The 20,283-nt window shown below is 52.6% G+C and carries 18 protein-coding genes; 3 read left to right on the top strand and 15 right to left on the bottom strand.

Annotated features, from left to right (window positions below; translation table 11 throughout):
• Positions 1-119: 119 nt before the first annotated feature.
• Positions 120-560, top strand: coding sequence for a DUF2500 domain-containing protein (locus tag KJS42_RS18565; protein WP_155607819.1), 441 nt, complete (start codon positions 120-122; stop codon positions 558-560).
• Positions 561-808: 248 nt separating this feature from the next.
• Here KJS42_RS18565 and KJS42_RS18560 read toward each other — a convergent pair whose 3' ends face one another.
• On the bottom strand, positions 809-1,681 hold the full coding sequence (locus tag KJS42_RS18560) for a helix-turn-helix domain-containing protein (protein WP_213623745.1): 873 nt from the start codon (positions 1,679-1,681) through the stop codon (positions 809-811).
• 119 nt (positions 1,682-1,800) lie between these two features.
• On the opposite strand from KJS42_RS18560, the gene KJS42_RS18555 reads away from it, so the two are divergent.
• Entirely contained in the window at positions 1,801-4,143 is a 2,343-nt protein-coding gene (locus KJS42_RS18555) for a beta-galactosidase (protein WP_213623744.1), read from the top strand.
• Positions 4,144-4,207: 64 nt separating this feature from the next.
• Here the strand turns inward: KJS42_RS18555 and KJS42_RS18550 are convergent, their stop codons facing one another.
• Positions 4,208-5,092: an SDR family oxidoreductase gene (locus KJS42_RS18550; RefSeq protein ID WP_193417781.1), complete on the bottom strand. Its 885-nt coding sequence runs from the start codon at positions 5,090-5,092 to the stop codon at positions 4,208-4,210.
• A 136-nt stretch (positions 5,093-5,228) separates the two neighbouring features.
• Here KJS42_RS18550 and KJS42_RS18545 point away from each other — a divergent pair, with 136 nt between their 5' ends.
• Complete coding sequence (locus tag KJS42_RS18545) at positions 5,229-6,200, top strand: helix-turn-helix transcriptional regulator (RefSeq protein WP_213623743.1); 972 nt, start codon at positions 5,229-5,231, stop codon at positions 6,198-6,200.
• Between the two features lie 164 nt (positions 6,201-6,364).
• Here the strand turns inward: KJS42_RS18545 and KJS42_RS18540 are convergent, their stop codons facing one another.
• The 13 genes from KJS42_RS18540 to KJS42_RS18480 all read right to left on the bottom strand — a co-directional run bounded on the left by KJS42_RS18540 (position 6,365) and on the right by KJS42_RS18480 (position 20,281).
• A complete protein-coding gene (locus tag KJS42_RS18540; RefSeq protein ID WP_213623742.1) occupies positions 6,365-7,225 on the bottom strand; it encodes an MBL fold metallo-hydrolase in 861 nt (286 codons plus the stop codon).
• A 23-nt stretch (positions 7,226-7,248) separates the two neighbouring features.
• Positions 7,249-9,000, bottom strand: a complete 1,752-nt coding sequence (locus tag KJS42_RS18535) for a glycoside hydrolase family 2 protein (RefSeq protein ID WP_213623741.1) — start codon at positions 8,998-9,000, stop codon at positions 7,249-7,251.
• Positions 9,001-9,234: 234 nt separating this feature from the next.
• Positions 9,235-10,173: an ArsR/SmtB family transcription factor gene (locus KJS42_RS18530; RefSeq protein ID WP_155607812.1), complete on the bottom strand. Its 939-nt coding sequence runs from the start codon at positions 10,171-10,173 to the stop codon at positions 9,235-9,237.
• Positions 10,174-10,264: 91 nt separating this feature from the next.
• Positions 10,265-11,680, bottom strand: coding sequence for a family 43 glycosylhydrolase (locus tag KJS42_RS18525; protein ID WP_213623740.1), 1,416 nt, complete (start codon positions 11,678-11,680; stop codon positions 10,265-10,267).
• An 8-nt stretch (positions 11,681-11,688) separates the two neighbouring features.
• Complete coding sequence (locus KJS42_RS18520; RefSeq protein ID WP_430148793.1) at positions 11,689-12,627, bottom strand: carbohydrate ABC transporter permease; 939 nt, start codon at positions 12,625-12,627, stop codon at positions 11,689-11,691.
• Between the two features lie 8 nt (positions 12,628-12,635).
• Positions 12,636-13,604 (bottom strand): ABC transporter permease, encoded by a 969-nt coding sequence (locus KJS42_RS18515; RefSeq protein WP_155607810.1) that lies wholly within the window; start codon positions 13,602-13,604, stop codon positions 12,636-12,638.
• A 113-nt stretch (positions 13,605-13,717) separates the two neighbouring features.
• Positions 13,718-15,460, bottom strand: a complete 1,743-nt coding sequence (locus KJS42_RS18510) for an extracellular solute-binding protein (protein WP_213623739.1) — start codon at positions 15,458-15,460, stop codon at positions 13,718-13,720.
• 287 nt (positions 15,461-15,747) lie between these two features.
• Positions 15,748-16,713, bottom strand: a complete 966-nt coding sequence (locus KJS42_RS18505) for a glycoside hydrolase family 43 protein (RefSeq protein WP_213623738.1) — start codon at positions 16,711-16,713, stop codon at positions 15,748-15,750.
• A gap of 183 nt (positions 16,714-16,896) precedes the next feature.
• Positions 16,897-17,112: a hypothetical protein gene (locus KJS42_RS18500; RefSeq protein WP_155607807.1), complete on the bottom strand. Its 216-nt coding sequence runs from the start codon at positions 17,110-17,112 to the stop codon at positions 16,897-16,899.
• Positions 17,102-17,542, bottom strand: coding sequence for a hypothetical protein (locus tag KJS42_RS18495; RefSeq protein WP_213623737.1), 441 nt, complete (start codon positions 17,540-17,542; stop codon positions 17,102-17,104). Before KJS42_RS18495 ends, KJS42_RS18500 begins: the two co-directional genes overlap by 11 nt.
• Entirely contained in the window at positions 17,535-18,581 is a 1,047-nt protein-coding gene (locus KJS42_RS18490; RefSeq protein WP_213623736.1) for a discoidin domain-containing protein, read from the bottom strand. Before KJS42_RS18490 ends, KJS42_RS18495 begins: the two co-directional genes overlap by 8 nt.
• Before the next feature lie 25 nt (positions 18,582-18,606).
• Positions 18,607-19,230, bottom strand: coding sequence for a putative phage tail protein (locus KJS42_RS18485; RefSeq protein WP_244868545.1), 624 nt, complete (start codon positions 19,228-19,230; stop codon positions 18,607-18,609).
• The gene (locus KJS42_RS18480; protein WP_213623735.1) at positions 19,220-20,281 is read right to left on the bottom strand and encodes a baseplate J/gp47 family protein; all 1,062 of its coding nucleotides are present in this window, start codon (positions 20,279-20,281) and stop codon (positions 19,220-19,222) included. The genes KJS42_RS18485 and KJS42_RS18480 overlap by 11 nt, the downstream gene beginning before the upstream one ends.
• Positions 20,282-20,283: the final 2 nt, after the last annotated feature.

Below are 20,283 nucleotides of genomic sequence, written 5' to 3'. Positions count from 1 at the left end.
AGTTTATCACAATTCGTATTCGTTCACAATCCAGGAAAGTCCGTCCACCCAGGTTTTGGGGTAGCCTGAAACAATATTTCCTTTTTCGCGTATATAAGGAAGAAAAGGAGGCGGAACCTATGGGCGGATTCGATCCCTCTCCGTTTGGCGGAGGCGGTTTCGGGGGCGGGGGCGATATTATGTTTACGATCGTTCCCGTATTTATGGTCATATTCTTTGTTATCTTCATTGTGCTATTGGTTTCCAATGGGGTCCGTTACGCCAAAAACGCCCGCTCCCCGCGGGATACGAGATATGCGCGAATTGTCTCTAAACGAATGGACGTGAAGCACAGCTCCAGTCACATGAATGATAACAACGCGATGCATAGCTCCTCTTCCCGGACGTACTATTACATCACGTTGGAGTTTGATAACGGCAGCCGCCAGGAATATTTAGACGTGAAGAATTTGTACGGCCTCGTCGCCGAAGGCGATGTCGGTTATGCCGCCGTCCAGGGCGATTGGATTGTGGCGTTCGAGCGCGATACGGCGCAACGTCCAAGTAGCGGCACGTACTAATTGGAAGCAAAAAGAGGTGTCCCAAGTGTGATTTTGGGGCACCTCCTTTGCCTTCTAAGATAGCGTTATAAAATCATCTTATTTCGCAGAATTACAGCTAAAATCGAGCTATAAGAACATTTCATCACGCTATTTACTCCGAAACACCACTTCTCCGTGCTCCACCTATGAAATAAGGTGAATGATTCACTCTATTTCACGTGGTTGATGCTCAATTAGGCCCAATAAGGTAAAGGCTTAACGCTATTTCAACCTTTCCCATAAGTTTCAGTCTGAAGACCGGCCCGCTTGCGTTTGCGATATCCTGACGGGGTCTCCCCGTAAACCTGGCAGAACATTCGAGCGAAATGGTCTGGACTGTCGATGCCGACATCTCCGGCAATCTCCGCCACTTGTCGCGTGGTAAAGGCCAGCAGCTGGGATGCTTTTTCCAGGCGGATCTTGTTGACGGTGCCGATGATCGTATCCCCTACCTGCTCTTTGAACAGATGCGACAGCCGGGAAGGCGACATGCAGCTGCGCTTGGCCAGGTCCGGAATGCTTACTCGCTCGCGATAAGACTCCCGCAAATATCCGACGACATCGGCTATTCTTGGATCAATAGCGGCTTCGTTGCTGTCCTTGGCAACCTCCGCGCGGAGTAACAACAACGCTTCCTCTAACGCCAGCTCCGCCAATCGGTGATGGAGCTCGGAGTTTCCGCCCGAGCTGCTGTACCGAACCATCCGCTGAAGGGCTTCGGCGAAGCCGTTACGCCCAGGACTGCCGTCAACCTGTAAACGGACGATGCCCTCGGTTTGTTGCGGAAGGTTCAACCATGGGCGAAAGGAGGGGTCCGGGATAAAATGAACCCAAATAAACTCCCACCTCGCTCCCGCCGTGCTGTAGTGATGAGGCAAACCGGGCAGCAGGATGACCGCGTCTCCTGGACAGCATGGCGCAACTACTTCCCCGGCGACATGAACTTGACCCTCTCCGGTTAGCGTATACATCAGCAACCAACCAACAGGATCGGGTGGGCGGTGAATCGAATAATCCGCGGTTTCCGCATAATGCCCGGAAATCAGGATTCCATAGGGGCGCTCCTCGTTAATAGCATAATTCGTCGGTTTTTTAGCCATATCCTCTCTTCCTTCATCCGGCAATAAACATCTAAAATGAATATAACCGATGTGGACGCCCACTTCCAGATACAACATGATCCATCGGATCTTATATCCTTCAGGAGGCAGTTTTCCCAATGAAAAACGCAAACACGGTCTTAAAACTCGATATCGGACAAGCCAACAAAACGATCCGTCCCGGCAAGCTTGCCCTGCAGGCGGGAAGCAACCCCAAAGGAGAATCGTTTGGATTTACGAACTTCTATATGACCCGCAACGGAGAGCCTTTTATTCCCGTCGTCGGGGAGTTTCATTTTTCCCGTTTCTCTTATTTGCATTGGGAGGAAGAGTTGCTGAAAATGAAAGCCGGCGGCGTTCATCTCGTCGCAACCTACGTTTTCTGGAATTACCACGAGGAAGAAGAAGGCGTGTTCGATTGGAGCGGTAACCGCAATTTGCGGCATTTCATTGACCTCTGCGCCAAACATGAGCTGCCGCTGATTTTACGGATCGGACCGTTCTGCCACGGCGAAGTCCGTAATGGCGGCATCCCTGATTGGGTATTCCGCTATCCGTTGGAGGTTCGTTCCAATGATGAACGATATTTAACGCTTTCCAGACGTTTGTACCGCGAAATTTCACGGCAAGTTCAAGGCACCTATTATCAGGAAGGCGGCCCGGTGATCGCCGTGCAGCTGGAGAACGAGTATATGCACGCCGGCGCGCCGTTAGACGCTTGGGGATACAGCGGCGACAAATACGTCACCGCAGGAACCGGAGGCAACGAGCATTTGGCGGAATTACGCCGGATTGCGGAGGAAGTGGGAATCCGTCCGTTATTCTTCACTGCAACCGCTTGGGGCGGGGCAGCGGTCCCAGAGGAGGGCACGTTACCGATGCTCGCCGGGTACGCCTATACGCCGTGGATCCCAAACCAACCGCCGAGCCGGGAGTATCTGTTCCAGGATCTGCATGTTACACCCGCCGAGCCAGTGAATTACGACAGCATGGAGTACCCGGTGGCCTATTGCGAAATGGCAGGCGGTATGCAGGTCAGCTACAAGGCCCGGCCTTACGTGCCGGCTGACAGCGTCGAAGCGATGACACTGGTGAAGCTGGCAAGCGGCAGCAATTTGCTGGGGTATTACATGTACCATGGCGGCTCTAATCCCGTGGGTCAAAAGACGTTCCTGAACGAATCCGGTTTACCGAAAATCACCTACGATTATCAATCGCCTTTAGGCGAGTTCGGTCGGGTTGGCGAATCGTATGATCGTATCCGTGCGATCTCGCTGTTTCTGCAATCCTTCGGACGATGGTTAGCTCCGATGGGCACCCTGCTGCCCGATGGTCAAGAGCCAATCACCCCTGAGGATACCGAGCGCGTTCGTTGGTGCGTTCGGCAAAAGGACAGTTCTGGATTTGTGTTCCTGAACAATTTCCAGGATCATGTCGAGCTGCCGGATCGCCGGCTGCGAATTGAATTGGATACGCCTCAGGGGAAGGCGTTGTTCCCTCATACCGGCGAGCTCACACTTCGGAGCGGACTTGGCGTCATCCTGCCGTTCAACCTGAAGCTGGATGGATTGTTCATTGCGAGCGCAACCGCGCAGCTGCTGACCCGGCTTGAAGCAGGGAACGAAACGGTGCTGGTGTTCTATGCCCATGACGGGATGGAACCCGAGATTGTGCTTCGCAAAACCTCAGTATCTTCAGTCGAAGCCGGCAACGGCAGCGGCGTTGTAAGTGAAGATGACGCCCATTGGATGGTTCGCCCAACGCCCGGTCAACAGCACCAAATCCTCGTTAAGACGGCAGAGGGCAGAGCGGTACGACTAGTGACCTTAACCCGAGAAGAAGCATTGCAAACTTATCGGTTCGACGGGCTGTGGGGCCAAGATACGCTCGTCCTCAGCACGAGCCATCTAGCGATGAAGGATGGGCAGCTCATTTGCACCTCCCCAGGACATAACAACGTGACCTTATCCCTTTTTCCCGCTCCTGACCCATCAGCCGGATTATGGAGCAGCACGGGGGAGTTGCAGGAAATCGAGAGTGAAGTAGGGCTGTTCCGGTCGTACACCTTGAAGTTCCCGGCGTATCGGCCTGAGATGAAGCTCACCTCCCTGTCGGACCGATCAGTGCTGCTGGAGATTCCCGCCGAATGGCCGGACGACGTTGCTGACGTATGGCTGAAGGTGGATTACGACGGCGACGTGGCGGCCGCCTACCTCGGTGACCGGATGCTGACGGATCATATCCATTACGGACAACCTTGGGAGATTGGACTGAAGCAGGCCTGTCACGAGTTGGAGAACCATCCGCTGCATCTTTCGGTTACGCCGCTGCGCCAAGGCACAGTGCACAGCTTCGTGAATCAAGCCTATGTGGAACGGTTCGAAGGGATCGAAATTGCTAAAATCCACGATATCCAGATCATTCCCCATTATTCCGCACGTCTCTGGCCGCGGGTCGAGTAGTGTGAAACACAACAAGCGCGGGTGCAGGAGAAATCTCTCTTGCACCCGCGCATTTCGTGTGTCCTCAGTTCACCGGCAATCCCCGCTCGCGTGCAAAATTACCCCAATGCGGCTTCCGTCCGTCGATGTCGCTGAAACCGTATTCGTCGGACAGGTCCCAACTGGTCAGCGCTCGACCGGCTTTGTCGCGCACGTTCGGATCTCCGGCTAGAGCAGCCACCGCTTGCCCGACGAAATAAGGCGTTTCGGATTCGGCGTATAGCGGTTCTTTCTCAATGGCGTCCCGCCAGTTGGCTTCCTGGACGCCAAAGTAATCCAGCATCTGCTCTGAGCGCAGAAATCCGGGGGTCACCGCCAATGCGGTCACGTTATGCGGCTTTAATTCCTCGGCCATGGCAGCGGCTAGGTGGATGGGTGAGATTTTTGCCAAACTGTAGTACACGTTGCCACGATAATTGTAGGTTGAGCCGTCGGTGATTTCGATGACCAGCCCTTCCTTCCGCTTGATCATCATCGGCACCCCGTAGTAGCTCGTAATAAGATGGGTTCGGACGGCCCGCTCCTGCATCAACAACCCGTCGGCCAGCGGCTGCTCCCAGAACGGCGTGTTCCAATGGGTGAGGCTTTCGCCGCCCCAAATATCGTTGACCAGAAGATCTAAGCGTCCGTCCTGCTCCTTCTCCACTCGCTCGAACAAAGCCTTAACCTGCTCCGGCGACGTATGGTCCGTGCGTACGGCAATCCCGACGCCGCCACGTGCGGTCACCATATCCGCCGTTTCGTCGATGGTCTCCGTCCGACCGATGTCTGATGCCGCTCCCCGCACGCTCCGTCCAGTGCAATAAACGGTCGCTCCGGCCGCTCCCAACATAACCGCAATCCCTCGGCCTGCTCCTCGCGTTGCCCCGGCAACAACGGCCACTTTTCCTTCTAATGGTTTCTTGTCCATGGTCACATTCGCTCCCTTTCCAGCTTGAAATTCACACGTGCCTTTGTAGGATAACAAAGTATATATGACATCTATTGTCCTATATCTGTGATATAATCATTCCAAATTCCATGTTACAGCCAAAGGAGGAAGTTTCATGCGCGCGGATCGCTTGATAAATCTACTGCTGCTACTCCAGAACCGTGGAAAGATGAGCTCTCGCCAGCTAGCGGAGCGCCTGGAGGTATCGGAGCGGACAATCGCCCGGGACATCGAGGCCTTGAGCGCGGCGGGCATCCCCGTCTACGCAGAGCGTGGCTCCCGCGGCGGCTGGGTGCTAGCGGAAAGTTACCGAACGAACCTGACCGGCATGCGGCCGGAGGAAATCATCTCTCTGCTGTTGACGAACCATAACGAACTGTTGAAGGATCTCGGGATTCAGGGGGATTTTCAGGCCGCTTACCAAAAGCTGCTGGCTGCTGCCCCCGCACCGATTCGACAGGATGCCGAGCTCATCCGCGAACGCATCCATATCGATGGGGCCGGTTGGCACGCCTCGAAGGAGGCTTTCCCCTGGTTGTCCGCCGTGCAGGAGGCGGTATGGACCCAGCGGAAGCTGCAGATTCGCTACCGCAAAGAGGAGGACGTCGTCCAGCGTATCGTGCTCCCCTTGGGGCTCATCGCCAAGCGAAACGTATGGTACTTGGCAGCCGAACAGGACCCGGACGGCGAGCTTCGGACATTCCGCATCTCCCGGCTGGAGGAAGCCCGTATCCTCGAGGAAACGTTCATTCGCCCGGACGGATTTGATCTCGCAGCGTACTGGGAGCAATCGACCACTCGCTTCAAATCGGAGCTGCCCCGATATCTCGCCCGGGTACGGACGACCGAGTCCGGGCTGAACCGACTGCGCAGAGAACGATTTATCAAGGTGAACCATACAGAAGGGCCAAACGATCAAGGTTGGTTGCAGACGGAAGTCGATTTCCAGACGCTGGACTGGGCTTGCGGCGTGGTCCTGGCAGGCGGCCCGGACATCGAGGTGCTGGACCCGCCGGAACTGCGAGAGCGAGTGAGGGCCGAGGCCCAGGCGATTGTCGCCTTGTATGAAAGGTGCGCTGACGGTTGATATGAGGGGCGTTAGGTCAACGCTCGCTGTCCGGAAGCTTTACATGATTATCCGTAATGGTGTAAAGCGGCCATCCAGAGCCCCAGCATATCAACCTGCTAAAATAAAACAGCCGCCAGGATGAAAACTCTAAAACTCCTGGTCGGCTATTTCATTTCAAACGTTTACGGCTGTAGGAATGCGCGCGGCGTAACGTATACGAATCGCTCGCCCCGGGCCATGACATGACATTTCTGCTCGGGAAACTGCTCATACATATAATCTACGAAGTGCCCCGGTTTCTCCGCATTCACCGCAAACAGGTCGTAATGAAGCGGGATGACCGTGTCCGCCCCGATTTCCCGGGCGAAATGTGCCGCCTCCCGGTAATCCATATTGCCGACGATCCCGCGCTGCCGTCGGAAGTAGTCCCGCCCGTTGATCGGCAGCAGGGCGATGTCCGGCTTCAGGGCGCCGACACGCTCGATCAATTCAGGATAAACCAGCGTATCCCCCGCATGGAAGAGCGTCACGCCGTTTAACTCCAGGACGTACCCGACATACCGGGGGCCGCCGTCCGTATCCCGTTCCAATTGCTCGTGCGCCGCTGCAATCGGCGTCAATCGCAGCTTGGAAAACAGCTCCATCGGCTGTCGGTCGTCCGCGGTCAAGAGCCCGGGGGCGGAAATGCCCATCTCCAGCAATGCCGGCTTACAGCACGCCGGAGCTACAATCGGCGCTTTCGGGCTACTCCGATGCAGCCAAGGCAACGTCTTGGCATCCATATGATCATCATGTTCATGCGTAATCAAGCAAAGATCAACGCCTTGAATCTCTTCCGGCGTTATCGGTGCGGGAAATGTGCGCCGCCAATCGCCGCCATCCAGATCGCCCGAGAAATAGGGATCTACATAAATGGTGATCCCGTCCCCTTTTACGATCACGCTCTCCTGACCGAGATACCAAATGGCCAAAACTCCGTGAGGGGGTTCAGTCCGGGCAATCTCGCGGATCAATGCGGCTCCTTTTCGCTTCTGTTCCATCATTTCGTTAAGCTACTCCTTGATCTTTAGGATCCCGCTACAATCGAACGAATGGTTTCGAGCGGCAGCTTTGGCTTGCGGTCGTAGGTCAGCAGGCCGTTGATTTCCTGCTCTACGTCCGTAAACTGGGTATAGCAAAAGCCTTGAACCACCGGAGATTGCAGCATCGGTACGATAACATTCTGCAGCCGCAGCGCAAAATCCTCCTCATTTGCCGCTCCCGAGTACCCCCAACCTTCCCATTCATTTACCTTAAAGGAAATCCCGCCGAACTCCGTGACCAGAATCGGCTGCCCCTCGTAAGGAAATCCGGGGACCAGGATCATCCGGTTACCGGGCTGCGCGGCCAAAGCCGTCTCGACGTCAGCATACCGCTCGGCAAGTACCTCCTTGCGCCATTCATAATCGTGGATCGTCACGAGATCAGTGGCGACCAGTTCCCATCCGTCATTGGAAATGACCGGCCGGGTCGGATCCAGCGATTTGGTCAGGTGGTACAGCGATAATGCGTGGTTTTGCTGCTGCTTATCGATCAGGATGTTAGTCACGCCCCAGCTCTCATTAAGGGGAACCCAAGCCACGATGCAGGGATGGTTGAAATCCCGCTCGACGGCCTGCATCCACTCGCGCGTTACCCGGGCAACATAGGGTTCTGTAAATCGGTAGGCATTGGCCATCTCCCCCCATACCAGCAGCCCCAGCTTGTCGGCCCAGTATAGATAACGGGGATCTTCGATTTTTTGGTGCTTTCGGACCCCGTTGAGCCCCATTTCCTTCACCAGCTCCACATCCTTGCGTAAATCATCGTCGCTTGGCGCGGTAAGCAGGCCGTCCGGAAAATATCCTTGATCCAGCACCAGCTTCATATAATAAGAACGATTATTTAAGTGCAGTTTGCCCGCTTCCACGGAAATTTTGCGCATTCCGAAGTAACTTTGAACCGTATCCACCGCCGTTCCGTCAACCAGCAGTGTGAGTTCCAAATCGTATAAATTCGGCCGTTCCGGCGTCCACCAACGCCCGAGGCCATGGTCATTAAAATCGTCCAAGTGAATATCCCGTCGTCCCGACTCGTGACTCAAGGAGAAGCAATCCTCGGCAACGAATTCCCCGTTAAAAGTGATGACGGCTTTCATACTCAGCTTGACCAGCGCGCTGTAACCCGACAAGAATACCTCGAGACCGATGTCGTTCTTGTCGATATCGGGGATCAGCCGAATCCGCTCAATTCGCGTCTCCGGAACCGGCTCGAGCCACACGCTTTGCCAGATCCCGGTTGTCCGCGTATAGAAGATGCTCGCCGACTGGTCCTCCCAGTATTGCTTGCCTCGCGGAAGAGAAACATCGCGGCTGTAGTCCGTCGCCTTCACGACAAGGATATTCTCCCCTTCGGTGAGCACATCGGTGATGTCGGCCGTAAACGGCGTATGTCCGCCTTCATGCAGCGCTACCAACTGGCCGTTCACCCAAACTTTGGCCTCGTAATCAACGGCTCCAAAATGCAGCAACAGGCGCCCGGCCTTGTAAGCCTCCGGGACAGCAAACGTTCTCCGGTACCAAACCTGGTCATGTACGGCTGGATCGCCGATGCCGCTAAGCTTGCTCTGATAACAGAACGGAACGTTGATTTTTCGGCTATAATCATGCCCCTCGTACCAGGCTTCCCGCTCACCGATTCCTTGATCGTCAAAATCAAACTCCCATTCTCCGTTTAAGCTCATCCATGTGTCGCGGACAAACTGAGGACGGGGGTATTCATTGCGCAAATTTGGATTCATTATTTTCCCACTCCCTCTAACTATATTTATTAATTTTTGTTTTAATACATATTTCTTGTATTATTTAAGCTAAATATATCCCCGAAACTCACTCTTGTCAACGCTTACAACGCATTTTATCAGTAAAATTAGGCATTTTTATTTTACCGTATTTTTGTAACTAATCGTTTAGCAAACATAAAAAACCATCGTTCCAGAAAGAAACGATGGTTTGAATGATATCAGGAAATGGATTTACGTTTCATCATCAAGGGTGTAAGCGACCTGAAGAACTAAATCCTGATCGTAATCGCCGAACTGCTTCCCAAATAGATTAACGCCGCCTTTATGGATCGCATCTGGCTTGACGCCGATTCGCACCCGCAAACTCGGCCGTTGATTGAGCTGTAAATCATGAATAGCGACATCGGAGATCTTTTGCATGTCCAATGTCGTACGCTCGTGGTCCACTCGCCATGTTTTCAACAAGCCGTATTGGGTCGTCCAGTCTTCCCACCAAGACGGATTTAATGTGCCCCGCCGATCCCCAAAGTCGCCTGGACTCGTCCACATGCCGATCTCGACGCCATTGATCCAAACGGAGATATCCGAAGGCCAGTCATTGTCGTAGTTCGGCGCTTCCGAGCACATTTCCATCGACAGTTCCAGCGATTGTATTCGTGCATTTTGCGGAACCTCCAGCGGAAATTGGTACTCCACATACCCTTTGCGAAACCACAAAATCTGCGCCGCTACATGCTTCGGGTGGTAGAAGCTGGCCGGTTCATCTTCCCGAACCAACATCCCTTCGCTGGACGCCATGCCGCATGTTGGATGAACCTCGCAATCGCTGTAATGACCAATCGGCATTTCGACCTCATAAAACTTCATCCCGTCTTTCGACGTCCGGATGCTCGTATTCAAGGAGATGAGAATATCATCATAATTTCGGCTGCACACCTTCATCGCTCCGCGTACAGCTGGAAGCAATTCCGTATTGATCAGCTTGGCCGCTTCAAGCACCTTGACGTTATTCGCTACCGTTGACACAGGCAGCTCTAACGTCTCGGCAAGTTCAATGATATTCATGCTCCGCGTGTTGAGCAAGCGAAGAATGTCCACGCGGGAACGCGTGGAAAGAGCGTGAGCCACCTGAACCAGCTTATCCGGTTCGTGTATACCGACTTCCAGCATAGGAACCTCCGTATCCGTATTCCCAATAAATGATCTTACTTTCTTGACTTTACTACAAAAAGCTGTAATAAATCAATATTCATAAATTTTATCATTGTTTCGGAACCATCAACGGCATAATGTCGAAGGAGTCCAGCTCAAACTCCCCTCGATCCTTGATGAACCGCAGTTTGTTCACCCCGTCCTTCAGCTGAATTCTCGCGGTAGACAACCCCCAATTTTCCCAGCCTTTCGGCAGGACGGCAAGCGTGACGGGCGATTCCGAATTGACGGTTAATTCTACGTAAGATACTTCTCCGGCAGCGCTCCCGTTGGCCGTTCTTGCCAACAGGATATATTCTCCCGCCGTTGCTTGAACAGAGTACTCGGCATAGCCATCCTCCGACTCGAACCGCCCCACGGCTTTCCTGCCGGAGCTCGAAGGGCTCGTCAGCGCGGACACGCCAGCTCCAAACATCCCCGTCTCCGCTTCATAGCGAGTACGATCCACCTCGCCGGAAGGCAAGGTCAACGGAACGTTCGGATCAACGGGAACGCCGAGATCCGGCGTGTTATCCTCATTCCAGGTAAAAGACTGCGCCCGCACTTCCCGATTCCAGCCGGCATCCTTATATTTGGCTACATGATAAACGATCCAATCCTCCGTACCGTCAGGCGACGTGGTGAAGGAATGGTGACCCGGGCCGTACAGCCCATTGCCGGAGACGAAAATCGGCTCATCCCTCTTGTGCCATGAGTCTGGATTCAGCAAATCACTGCCAACCTCAGCCGTGATCAACCCTAAGCAATAATCGTTTGTCCAGCTTCCGCTCGCCGAATAGACAAGATTAAGGGTTCCGTTCCGAACCGCTACTTGCGGACCTTCATTTACCAGAGGGGAATGGTTCGTTTCCCAAGCGTAGGTCGGACGAGCGATTTCCACACGTTCGGAATCGATCGTCCAGGGGTTGCTCATATGGGCGATGTATAGATTTTGACTGACATTGACGTCCCCTTCCCAGCCGGACCAAATCAAATACAACTGTCCGTCCAACTGCAGCACCGTACCGTCGATCGCCCAACGGTTGGTCGAGTCGGTAATTTGCCCTTTTTGCTTCCACACGCCTTGGGTGGGATCGGCCGAGGTATTCTCCATCACGTACATGCGGTGGTTCACGTTGTCCCCATCATCCATCGCGTAGTAGATATACCAGGCTCCATCGATATAATGAAGCTCGGGAGCCCAGATGCCGTGGCCGCCCGTCGGGATCACCCTCCGGGGAGCTGCGTCCACGCCGGTCAAGCTGGCGCTTTTCCAAACCGTGACATCGCTGCCGGTCGTTTTCGTGAAGTAATAATAACCGTCTGAATGCTTATAAACCCATGGGTCTGCCCCGTCCTGCATCAAGACATTATAGAAATCGCCCTGTTTCGCACCACCGGTGCCGGAAACCGTACACCCTACCTGCGAAATGAGAAATAAACAAATGGCAGGCAGTAGCGCTTTTCCGAATCTTCTTTTTTCCATTCTTATGCTCATCCTTTAATCGACCCGACGTAGACGCCTTTGACAAAATATTTCTGCAAGAAGGGATACACGACTAGAATCGGCACCGTGGATACGACGATCGCACAGTATTTCACCAGTTCACGGAAAGCGGTCGAGCTTTGGGCACTGTCGATGACAACGCCGCCCGCGCTGCCGATCGTTGTTGCCGTGGAGTCGTTGGCGACTAAAATTTCCTTCATCAATAATTGCAACGGGAACAACTCCCGATCTTTAAGCAGCACCATCGCATTAAACCAGGAGTTCCAGTTCCCCACCAAATAGTACAGGAAAATAACCGCTAAAGTAGCCTTGGACAGCGGCAGAATCACGCGAATCAAAATGGCTGCCTGGCTCGCGCCGTCGATGGTTGCCGCTTCCTCCAGCTCAGCCGGCAGCGCCTGGAAGCTCGTTCTTAAAATAATGATATTCCATGTGCTTAGCGCCGTCGGTAATATCATGGCCCACAGATTGTTATACAAATGGATATCTTTCATTAATAGAAACCAAGGAATTAACCCGCCGCCAAAAAACATCGTGATCGTGATCAGAATCATGATGAAATTTTTGAAGTAGAGATCTTTTCTCGATAGGACGAAAGCGCCCATAATCGTCATGACCATGTTGACCAGCGTGCCTAGCCCTACGTAAATGATCGTATTTTTGTATCCGACCAGCAGGCTGTTATCTTTAAAAACCAGCTTATACCCGTCCAGCGTGAATCCAAGCGGCTTTAATAAGATTCCGCTATGCGCCATAAGCGCCGTTGGGTTGCTGACGGAGGCGAGCAATATATGCAGTAATGGATAGAAGCAAATCAACGTTATGGCCGTCAGTAAGGTATAGTTCATGGCGTCAAAGACGCGATCCCCGGTCGACCTCGGCTTCCAATGCCGGGACTTCAGCTTTTTGCGACCGGACAAGGCCATCCCCTTCTCTACCATAAGCTCACCTCCGAAGTGCGTCTGGCGATTCGGTTCGTCGCCCACAACAGCGCAAAGTTGATTATGGCACTAAACAAGCCGACTGCGGTTGAGAAGCTGAGACTGGCCTCTCGCAAGCCCCTGCGATAGACGTAGGAGGCAATCACGTCCGCCGTATCGTAAGTGAGAGGGTTGTAGAGCAAAATAATTTTCTCGTATCCGGAAGCCATCAGTCCGCCAATCGCAAAAATAAACAGGATGACGATAATCGGAGTGATTTGCGGCAGCGTAATGTACCACATCTTTTTGATTCTACCGATGCCGTCGATCTCCGCCGCCTCGTACAAGGCAGGATCGATCGAACTCATCGCGGCCAGATAAATGATGCTGTCCCAGCCGATGTTCTGCCAGATGCCGGAGAACGTGTAAATCGGCCTAAAGAAAGAAGAGTACCCGAGTAGCGAAGTGTAATCCTTACCCGTAATCCACTGCAGAACTTGCGTCACGACACCTTCATCTGCCGTGAAGATATGAATAATCCCGCAAACGACCACCAAGGAAATGAAGTGCGGCATATACGTGATCGTTTGTACGGATTTCTTGAATTTTCCGTCGCGGATTTCATTAAGCATCAGCGCCAAAATGATCGGGGCCGTAAAGCCAAACACGATTCCCCACACATTCAGGAGAAGCGTATTTTTGATGACCCTCCAAAAGTAAGGCCCCTGAAAGAAATCAATGAAATGCTTGAAACCGACCCAGTCGCTTTCGGCAAATCCAAGCAGCGGCTTATAATCCTTAAAGGCGATGAGAACGCCCCACATCGGACCGTAACAGAAAACAAGGAACCAAGCGACCACCGGAATGGCCAGCACGTAGACAAACCAGTTCTTCCTTAGATCCTTTTTGATCGTCTTTCTTGTGTTATTGAGCTTCGGAGCCCCTGCGGGGGCGATTTTTCTTGATTTACGGACGATCTCCATGAACGAATCACCTACTCTTCTTTCCGAATTCTCTGAAACAATAACGAGGGGCCCAAGCTCACTTACGCTCGGTCACCCTCGTTATCTTTCATGTCTTTCAGGCTGTACGGCAATTATCTGTTGTTATAACGGTCCAATGCGGCCTGATGAATGCTCAGGAATTCGTCCAGCCCCATCTTTTTGGCTTCGTCCAGGAATTTGTCGTATGCATCTACCGCAAGCTCACCTTTGATGATTTTGGCGAAATATTCTCCTCGCAGAGTGGACAATTGGTTACCCAGCTCCGCTTCCCGCGAGGCTTCTTCTTTCGTAAACGAAATCGGAGGCACGGCCGCGCTCGTATCCATCTTCTCAGTCCAATCTTTCCGGATCTCCCCGGAGTAGCTGCCTTTGGCTACGATCAGTGGGTTGGAGTTATGTTCATCGCGAATGTCCGGCCAGACATGTCTACGATATTTATCCAGTGCAACTGCGACCGGTTGGCCATCCGGGTCGTTGTACATATAGCTGTTTTCCGGGTAATATGGTTTCCCGTTCTCATCGATGAGATGAACCGTGCCGTATTCGCCGTAGTTATAGATCTCCCAGCCCTTCTTCGTATAGGCGAAATCCAGCCAGGCCATCGCCGCTTCCACGTTCTCGGCTTGGGTCGTAATCGCAGCTTCGGTCCCCGTCCGTTTGAAGTTCTTGTACGTCGTTGCGGCTTTATCCCCTTTGTTCAGTACCGGGTTCAGCGCTCCAACGAAGTCGATATTGTTCTGTTCTTTCCAATAACTCCACATCGTATCGGGCGAATCCATCATGACAGCGGTCTTGCCCGAAATGGCGCTGGACATTCTTTGGTTGAAGTCGGCCGTCGCCCAGTCTTTGTTCAGCAGCCCTTCTTTGTTCCATTGCTGCATCATCGCCAAATATTCTTTCGCTTTAGGTTGAGCGGGACCCCAGGCTACCTTGCCGTTGCTGTCCAAGAAGGTCCAATCCCACACGCCATAAGCGCCATTCAGAATCCCGGTAAAGATCTGACCGTAGTTGGATCCGTAGTTCAACGGCTCGCTGTAACCCACTTCCTTCGCTTTGGTCAGGAAGGCGTGCCATTCATCAATCGTTTCGGGTACCGGAAGACCCGTTTTATCCAACGCTTCCTGCTTGATCAGCATGCCGAACCACATCCATTCCGAATAAGGAGCAATGCCGTAGAAACCAAGCAGTTTCCCGCTATCTGTGACCGTCGTTTTTCTTCTTGTCTCGTCGGAGTTACGCCAAGCGCTATAGTTCGGCGCGTTCTTCTCCATTAAATCGGTAAGATCCAAATACGCTCCATCATTGACGCCTGCCTCGAAACCTCCCGGATACCGTCCAGGCTCGATGATGATGTCCGGCAAGTCACCGGAAGAGATCATCAAAGTAAACGCATCTGCCTCCTGTCCTACCGGCGGAGTGATGAAGTTGACTTTAATCCCCGTCAATTTCTCCACTTGCTTCTGAATGGCGTGGTTGTTCATGTCCGGGATGTTGCGGTTGGCAGGCATCCAGACATCCAGCGTGACATCCCCTTTGAAAGGATAAGCGGAGTAGTCGTTCGGAATTTTCTCATCAAAGATGTCGCCTAGATAGGTATCGTTAAGCGTCGTATTGATCTCATTGATTTGATCCTGAGTCGGCGCCGTATTGCCGCGGATGTCCTGACTAATGTCCGTAAAAGATGTTTCGTTGTTTGGTTGTTCTTCAGAGACTTTCTCGGCGTTATTGTTCTCGGAAGCTTTGTTTGAACCGCCCCCGCTGCACGCCGTAACCATAGAGATAGCTAGAATAAGAACGAAAAGAAAACCAAAGATACGTTTCGATTTGTTATTCATAGGATCCTCCCATTTATTAATCTCAAACTCAACGAACCCCTGCGACCACTGCTTCTTCTCACCGCCCCTTTCGCATGAACTCAAACCCCTCCACAAACAGATCGACCACCATGAAGTAATATTATTGTTTTATTACAATAATTTTGTATCTTTGCGTTGATTATAATCCCCGCACGATCCTATGTCAACGCTTTCATGCGGATAGTTATCGATTTATTTAAAGAAATCAACTCATATCTCAATACATAAGATTAGTTCCAAAAAAGTTGTAACGATATTCATGTGTTTCATTCGCCAGCAGGCCGGGAAATGAGGATGCCAACCCCGGTTGGTATCCCGAAATCGGGCATCCCGTTCGATTTCCAACCAAAGCTTTGAATTCTTGTACTGCGGGGAGCACCCGCCGAACGTTGTTGATTCGTCTCGGAATAATCATAAGCGTGGTAAACAATCCAATCCTCGGATCCGTCCGGGGATACGGTAAAACTGTTGTGTCCCGGCGCGTAGACTCCGGCGGATGGATGCTTAGCGAAGACGGGACCCTCCTCTTTGATCCAAGACTTTGCGTCAAGCAGGTCTGCGGATTCCGGAATCCTCGTCATCCCAAGGCAGTAATCGTCCGACCACGTCGCACTCGCCGAAAAGACGAGAAAAATCCACCCGTTGCGCCGCAAAAAGACAGGCCCTTCGTTAATCGCCATTCCGCCTTGCTTCTCCCACGACGCGGTTGGAGCCGTGATCAATACATTGGGACCGGTTAAGGTCCACGGATTGGTCATCCGGGCAGCGTAGATCGCTGAACCGTAATCAGGGAAGCGGCCGTATCCAGAATAAAAGAAATACAGTTCCCCCTGATGTTGGAGCACGGTTCCGTCGAGGCCCGGAACTTCCGTATTCACTGCGCCTTTAAAACACCACTCACCGTTTATCGGATCATCGCCCGTAAGCTCAAGCACGCAGATGCGTCTTGTGTCGTCCCCCCCGCCGTCGTTGGCTGTATAGTAGATGTACCAGCGTCCATCGATGCGGTGCAGCTCCGGCGCCCATAGGTTGCGGGAAAAAGGTCCGTTTGGCTCAGGAACCCATACCGTCTTCGCTTCAACCTGACCGAGTCCGCTCAGCGTTTGGCTGTGCCATAGGGCGATGCGGTCTCCTAAAGTGACCGACATATAGTAACTTCCATCGGGATCCCGAACGATCCAGGGGTCGGCACCGTTTGACAAAATCGGGTTTAAAAATGTTTTTTGCTCCATGTTGTCCCTCCTAAGTTCGAACTACGTCTGAAAGACTAATAAATATTTGCTTTATTACAAACATTTTATTTTGTTTTCATCACCATAATCCCATCTTAGGAGATTGTCAACGTTTTCATTTCTAGTTCATCTTGTGAATCCAGAAAAAGCCATCTGCTCCCCGCGGGGGCAGATGGCTTCATTTTACTTTTGCGACCGCTGGATTGCCGTTAGTAGCAGCGCCTGCTGTTCCAGGATATCGTTTAGCATTTCGTACAAAGAGTCCAGGGTGATCTCGGTTGATTTGAGGTTTTGTTGCTTGCGATAAGTGGATTTATGTTGGAGCTCCTCCACCTTCACGCGTAGCGGATCGGCTGGAATATGAAAATGCGCCCTGGCAGCCGGCTTCTTAGTTGCCATCTACGACCACCACCTTTATGTCACCGTTGCGGTCGAGACCCACTGTTTTTAAGGCATAAGCCCCGGGTTCATCGCTGCTGATTGTGACCTCCGCAACGCCTTTCGTCGCCTTCACGGATTGCCGTATCCCGTTTAGTTCAACGGCCACCTCCTCGTTAAACTCCTTCTGCACCTGTCCCTGCCAATCGACGACGGTGATTTTCACCGTCACCGTATCTTCGCCGTTCGCCTGAATTTGCGTCTTATCCGCCTCCATGCGGGCAAAATTCCCCGTGAAGCTGCCTTCGGCGTACCGCGTAAACAGCAGGTTTCCACTCCGGTATTGCTGCTCACTGACCGAGATCAGGTTCGGCGCTTCGACTTCCCCGGCCAATTCGCTCACCGCGTACACCCGGCCGTCTTCATCAATCTGCGCATAGTAATTAGGCAAACTCAATCACCTCCCAGGAAATCTCCGCATAGGCCTCGTAAAATCCCTCATAGAAGTTAAATCGTAATTTGTTGTTGTCGATCAACCTTGCGCAAACCGAACCGTCCATCATAGGAGAAGTTTGGAACCAATGAGACAACCCGGATGTGGTGATGTTAACGAACGTCTTCTGCGGATTTACCGCGGAGATCGTCACCTCTCTCACTGTGGATCCCGTTCCGTTCGGATAAAAATAAGCAATGCTTGCCGAACCTCGCTGAACATTTTTGATCCCCACGCCTTTCCACTCCGATCCATTATGAAATTGCAATAATCCTTGATAGATCCGGAAATCCGGACTGCTTTCCTGAGCCCCTCGGCTTAACACGCCAAATCCCGAAACAAACGAGTTCCCTGATGTTTCATCCGGTTCCGTAACCGTTAGCCGCACATACGAGCCGCCGAACAACTGATCAAATGGATGGTATCTAGGCAATGCTTCGGCAGCAGGCCGGGTATAGGCATAGGCTCTTCTCCATGTCGTTTTGTCGCTGCTGATTTCGACATAGAAGCTTTTGGGAGGAGTGCCCCAGTTATTGTCGAAACAGATTCCTTCGATTTCCGAAAATTCGGCCCCAAGCTCCACGGTCATCGATTGCGGAAAGGTTGAATAAGCCGAGAATAAAGCCCAATAATGATCTCCGTATTGATAATATGGCGTTGTCGGACTGCCGCTGACCGAACCCGCGGTCACAGTCACCTTTTTGTATTTCGCTACGTTGTCGCTGAGTCGCCCGGATTTTAGATGCCTGCGGCATAGCGTTTCCCGCGCGACCCGATCCCCGGTTACGGCGGATAAAGCGATCCGGTCCGACGTTACCGCCCCGACTGAGATCCCTTCGGTGCCGATTTGCGGCGCATCGCCGGCTTTCCCGGTATGTCGATGGCCTCCCGTCGCACGAAATAAAGCATCGATCGCTTCGATATTTTCGTTCTGAGCCGTTCTCCTGACCGTATCGGACGGCTCAAATGTAGTTAAACCGCTAGGCAGTTTTGGCATAAGTACTCTCCTTTCTTAGGTAACCTCATGATCGTTTTGCGCCCGGCTTCCATACTTCCAACTCATCCCAAGACATATCAAGCGCATCGAGCTTCTCCCAGGTTAAGTCAGCGGAATCCAGCTCCTCCCAACGCAAATAGGTAAATTGGAACACCAATTGGAGATGGGCTGGAACGATCTCACGCAACGCGTTTTGCATATCCGGCAAATTTGGCGGAACCCCGCGTTTGCCGATAAACGTGATTACCACTTCGTAATGGTTGAAATTTTCTTGTACCTGGATCTCCCCGTTCTCAAACGAATCCGCCACCTCTTTGATCACGGCCAGCGTTACAGTTCCGGCTCCCCGAATCTTCGACTTGATCACCGAGCGCCGCTGCTCCAGAGGTTTGTCTTCGTTGCTTGGAATGCCGCAAACGGCTTCCCAAGCGGATAACCCCCAAGTCGCCCGATCGATAAAAAACTGATCCAACACCTCCCGAATCTCGGCATTGAAATCAATCAACTCTCGAGCTTCGCGCGTGATCAAATTACCGACGATGCCCAACTTTCCGCCGGCTTCCTTCGGCATATAGTAATCAGGTAAATCATCCATCATCTCATTTTGGATATTTCGTGCCATGGCGGCTTTGCTTGGACTAGACAACAAAATTCACCGTCCCGGCCACGGCAACCTGCTCATCGCCGATATTCAAGTTCTGATTGGCCGCCCCGTTAATGGTTAGGTTCTTGAAGTCCGTAACAGCTTCAATATCGAGAAGCAGGCCAAATATACGGTTATAAGGGACCACTGGGCTTTGGAAGGCCAAGTCGGCCAGAAACGCTTTTAATTTCTCGCTGAACAACGCCTTGACGTTCGCCAATACCGCCCCTGAGGCCAACGTCACATTCGCCGTCACATTGATTTTCACTTCTTGGGCTGGAACTACGGTGACTGAAGCTCCTACCGGCCGCCGGGTATCCACGGCCTCCCTTACATCCTGCACGATGGTCGGATTAGGGGCGATTTTATCCTCCGACAACACGCACAACTTCACGGTTCCGCCGCCGTTCCAGACAGGGAACACCTTAACGTCGCCTACCCCGCGTACTTCCAGCGCCCATTGGCGGTAGTGCCAAGCATTGCCGCTAGTGGCAGGCCGGCGTACCCGGTCGAAATAACGAACCAGCAGCGATTCATCCGATTCCGTCTCCGCACCGTTTACGAATTCTTCCGGGTTGGTCACCGTTACGATCCCTGACAAATTTCCCAACACCAGCTTGATTCGGCCCTTATCCACGTTGCCCCGTTTCCCGCCGGCGGCAGCCACGGCCTTTACCGTCGCCTTCTTTTGCTGAATGATCCCAGGTTCGGCCGTGACAAAAACGACCGCTTCCTCTTCATCCGTCGATACGGCGGTTCCTTCCGGGATGATCGTATCATCATCACCGGTAAACACCAGCTTCCCTTCCGCCTTCACACTCGGACGCCGGGTTAATCCAAGCTCTCCGGCACGGAGATCCAAATACTCGGAAGGCTGATCCGGGCCGACAAAGCCGAATTTCAATACCTGGTCCAGCTCGATATAGGCATGCGCCAATTCAATGGCCGCAGGGGACAGCAAATCGAAGGTGATGGATCCCTGCCGGGTATCGATTTCCTTCGGCGAAGCATCCCGCATCCGATGCAAAATCGCTTCTTTCGTCTGATGTTCAAACACGT

The sequence above is a fragment of the Paenibacillus sp. J53TS2 genome (assembly GCF_018403305.1).
Classification (GTDB): domain Bacteria; phylum Bacillota; class Bacilli; order Paenibacillales; family Paenibacillaceae; genus Fontibacillus; species Fontibacillus rhizolycopersici.
This window is presented reverse-complemented; position numbering and strand designations above follow the sequence as displayed.

What these genes read in the sequence shown, in the direction of transcription:
- KJS42_RS18510 (WP_213623739.1), bottom strand. Translation starts at nt 15,460, where the DNA reads ATGAATAACAAATCGAAACGTATCTTTGGTTTTCTTTTCGTTCTTATT.
- KJS42_RS18545 (WP_213623743.1), top strand. Translation starts at nt 5,229, where the DNA reads ATGCGCGCGGATCGCTTGATAAATCTACTGCTGCTACTCCAGAACCGT.
- KJS42_RS18525 (WP_213623740.1), bottom strand. Translation starts at nt 11,680, where the DNA reads ATGGAAAAAAGAAGATTCGGAAAAGCGCTACTGCCTGCCATTTGTTTA.
- KJS42_RS18530 (WP_155607812.1), bottom strand. Translation starts at nt 10,173, where the DNA reads ATGCTGGAAGTCGGTATACACGAACCGGATAAGCTGGTTCAGGTGGCT.
- KJS42_RS18565 (WP_155607819.1), top strand. Translation starts at nt 120, where the DNA reads ATGGGCGGATTCGATCCCTCTCCGTTTGGCGGAGGCGGTTTCGGGGGC.
- KJS42_RS18505 (WP_213623738.1), bottom strand. Translation starts at nt 16,713, where the DNA reads ATGGAGCAAAAAACATTTTTAAACCCGATTTTGTCAAACGGTGCCGAC.
- KJS42_RS18555 (WP_213623744.1), top strand. Translation starts at nt 1,801, where the DNA reads ATGAAAAACGCAAACACGGTCTTAAAACTCGATATCGGACAAGCCAAC.
- KJS42_RS18560 (WP_213623745.1), bottom strand. Translation starts at nt 1,681, where the DNA reads ATGGCTAAAAAACCGACGAATTATGCTATTAACGAGGAGCGCCCCTAT.
- KJS42_RS18535 (WP_213623741.1), bottom strand. Translation starts at nt 9,000, where the DNA reads ATGAATCCAAATTTGCGCAATGAATACCCCCGTCCTCAGTTTGTCCGC.
- KJS42_RS18540 (WP_213623742.1), bottom strand. Translation starts at nt 7,225, where the DNA reads ATGATGGAACAGAAGCGAAAAGGAGCCGCATTGATCCGCGAGATTGCC.
- KJS42_RS18515 (WP_155607810.1), bottom strand. Translation starts at nt 13,604, where the DNA reads ATGGAGATCGTCCGTAAATCAAGAAAAATCGCCCCCGCAGGGGCTCCG.
- KJS42_RS18520 (WP_430148793.1), bottom strand. Translation starts at nt 12,627, where the DNA reads ATGGCCTTGTCCGGTCGCAAAAAGCTGAAGTCCCGGCATTGGAAGCCG.
- KJS42_RS18550 (WP_193417781.1), bottom strand. Translation starts at nt 5,092, where the DNA reads ATGGACAAGAAACCATTAGAAGGAAAAGTGGCCGTTGTTGCCGGGGCA.
- KJS42_RS18490 (WP_213623736.1), bottom strand. Translation starts at nt 18,581, where the DNA reads ATGCCAAAACTGCCTAGCGGTTTAACTACATTTGAGCCGTCCGATACG.
- KJS42_RS18500 (WP_155607807.1), bottom strand. Translation starts at nt 17,112, where the DNA reads ATGGCAACTAAGAAGCCGGCTGCCAGGGCGCATTTTCATATTCCAGCC.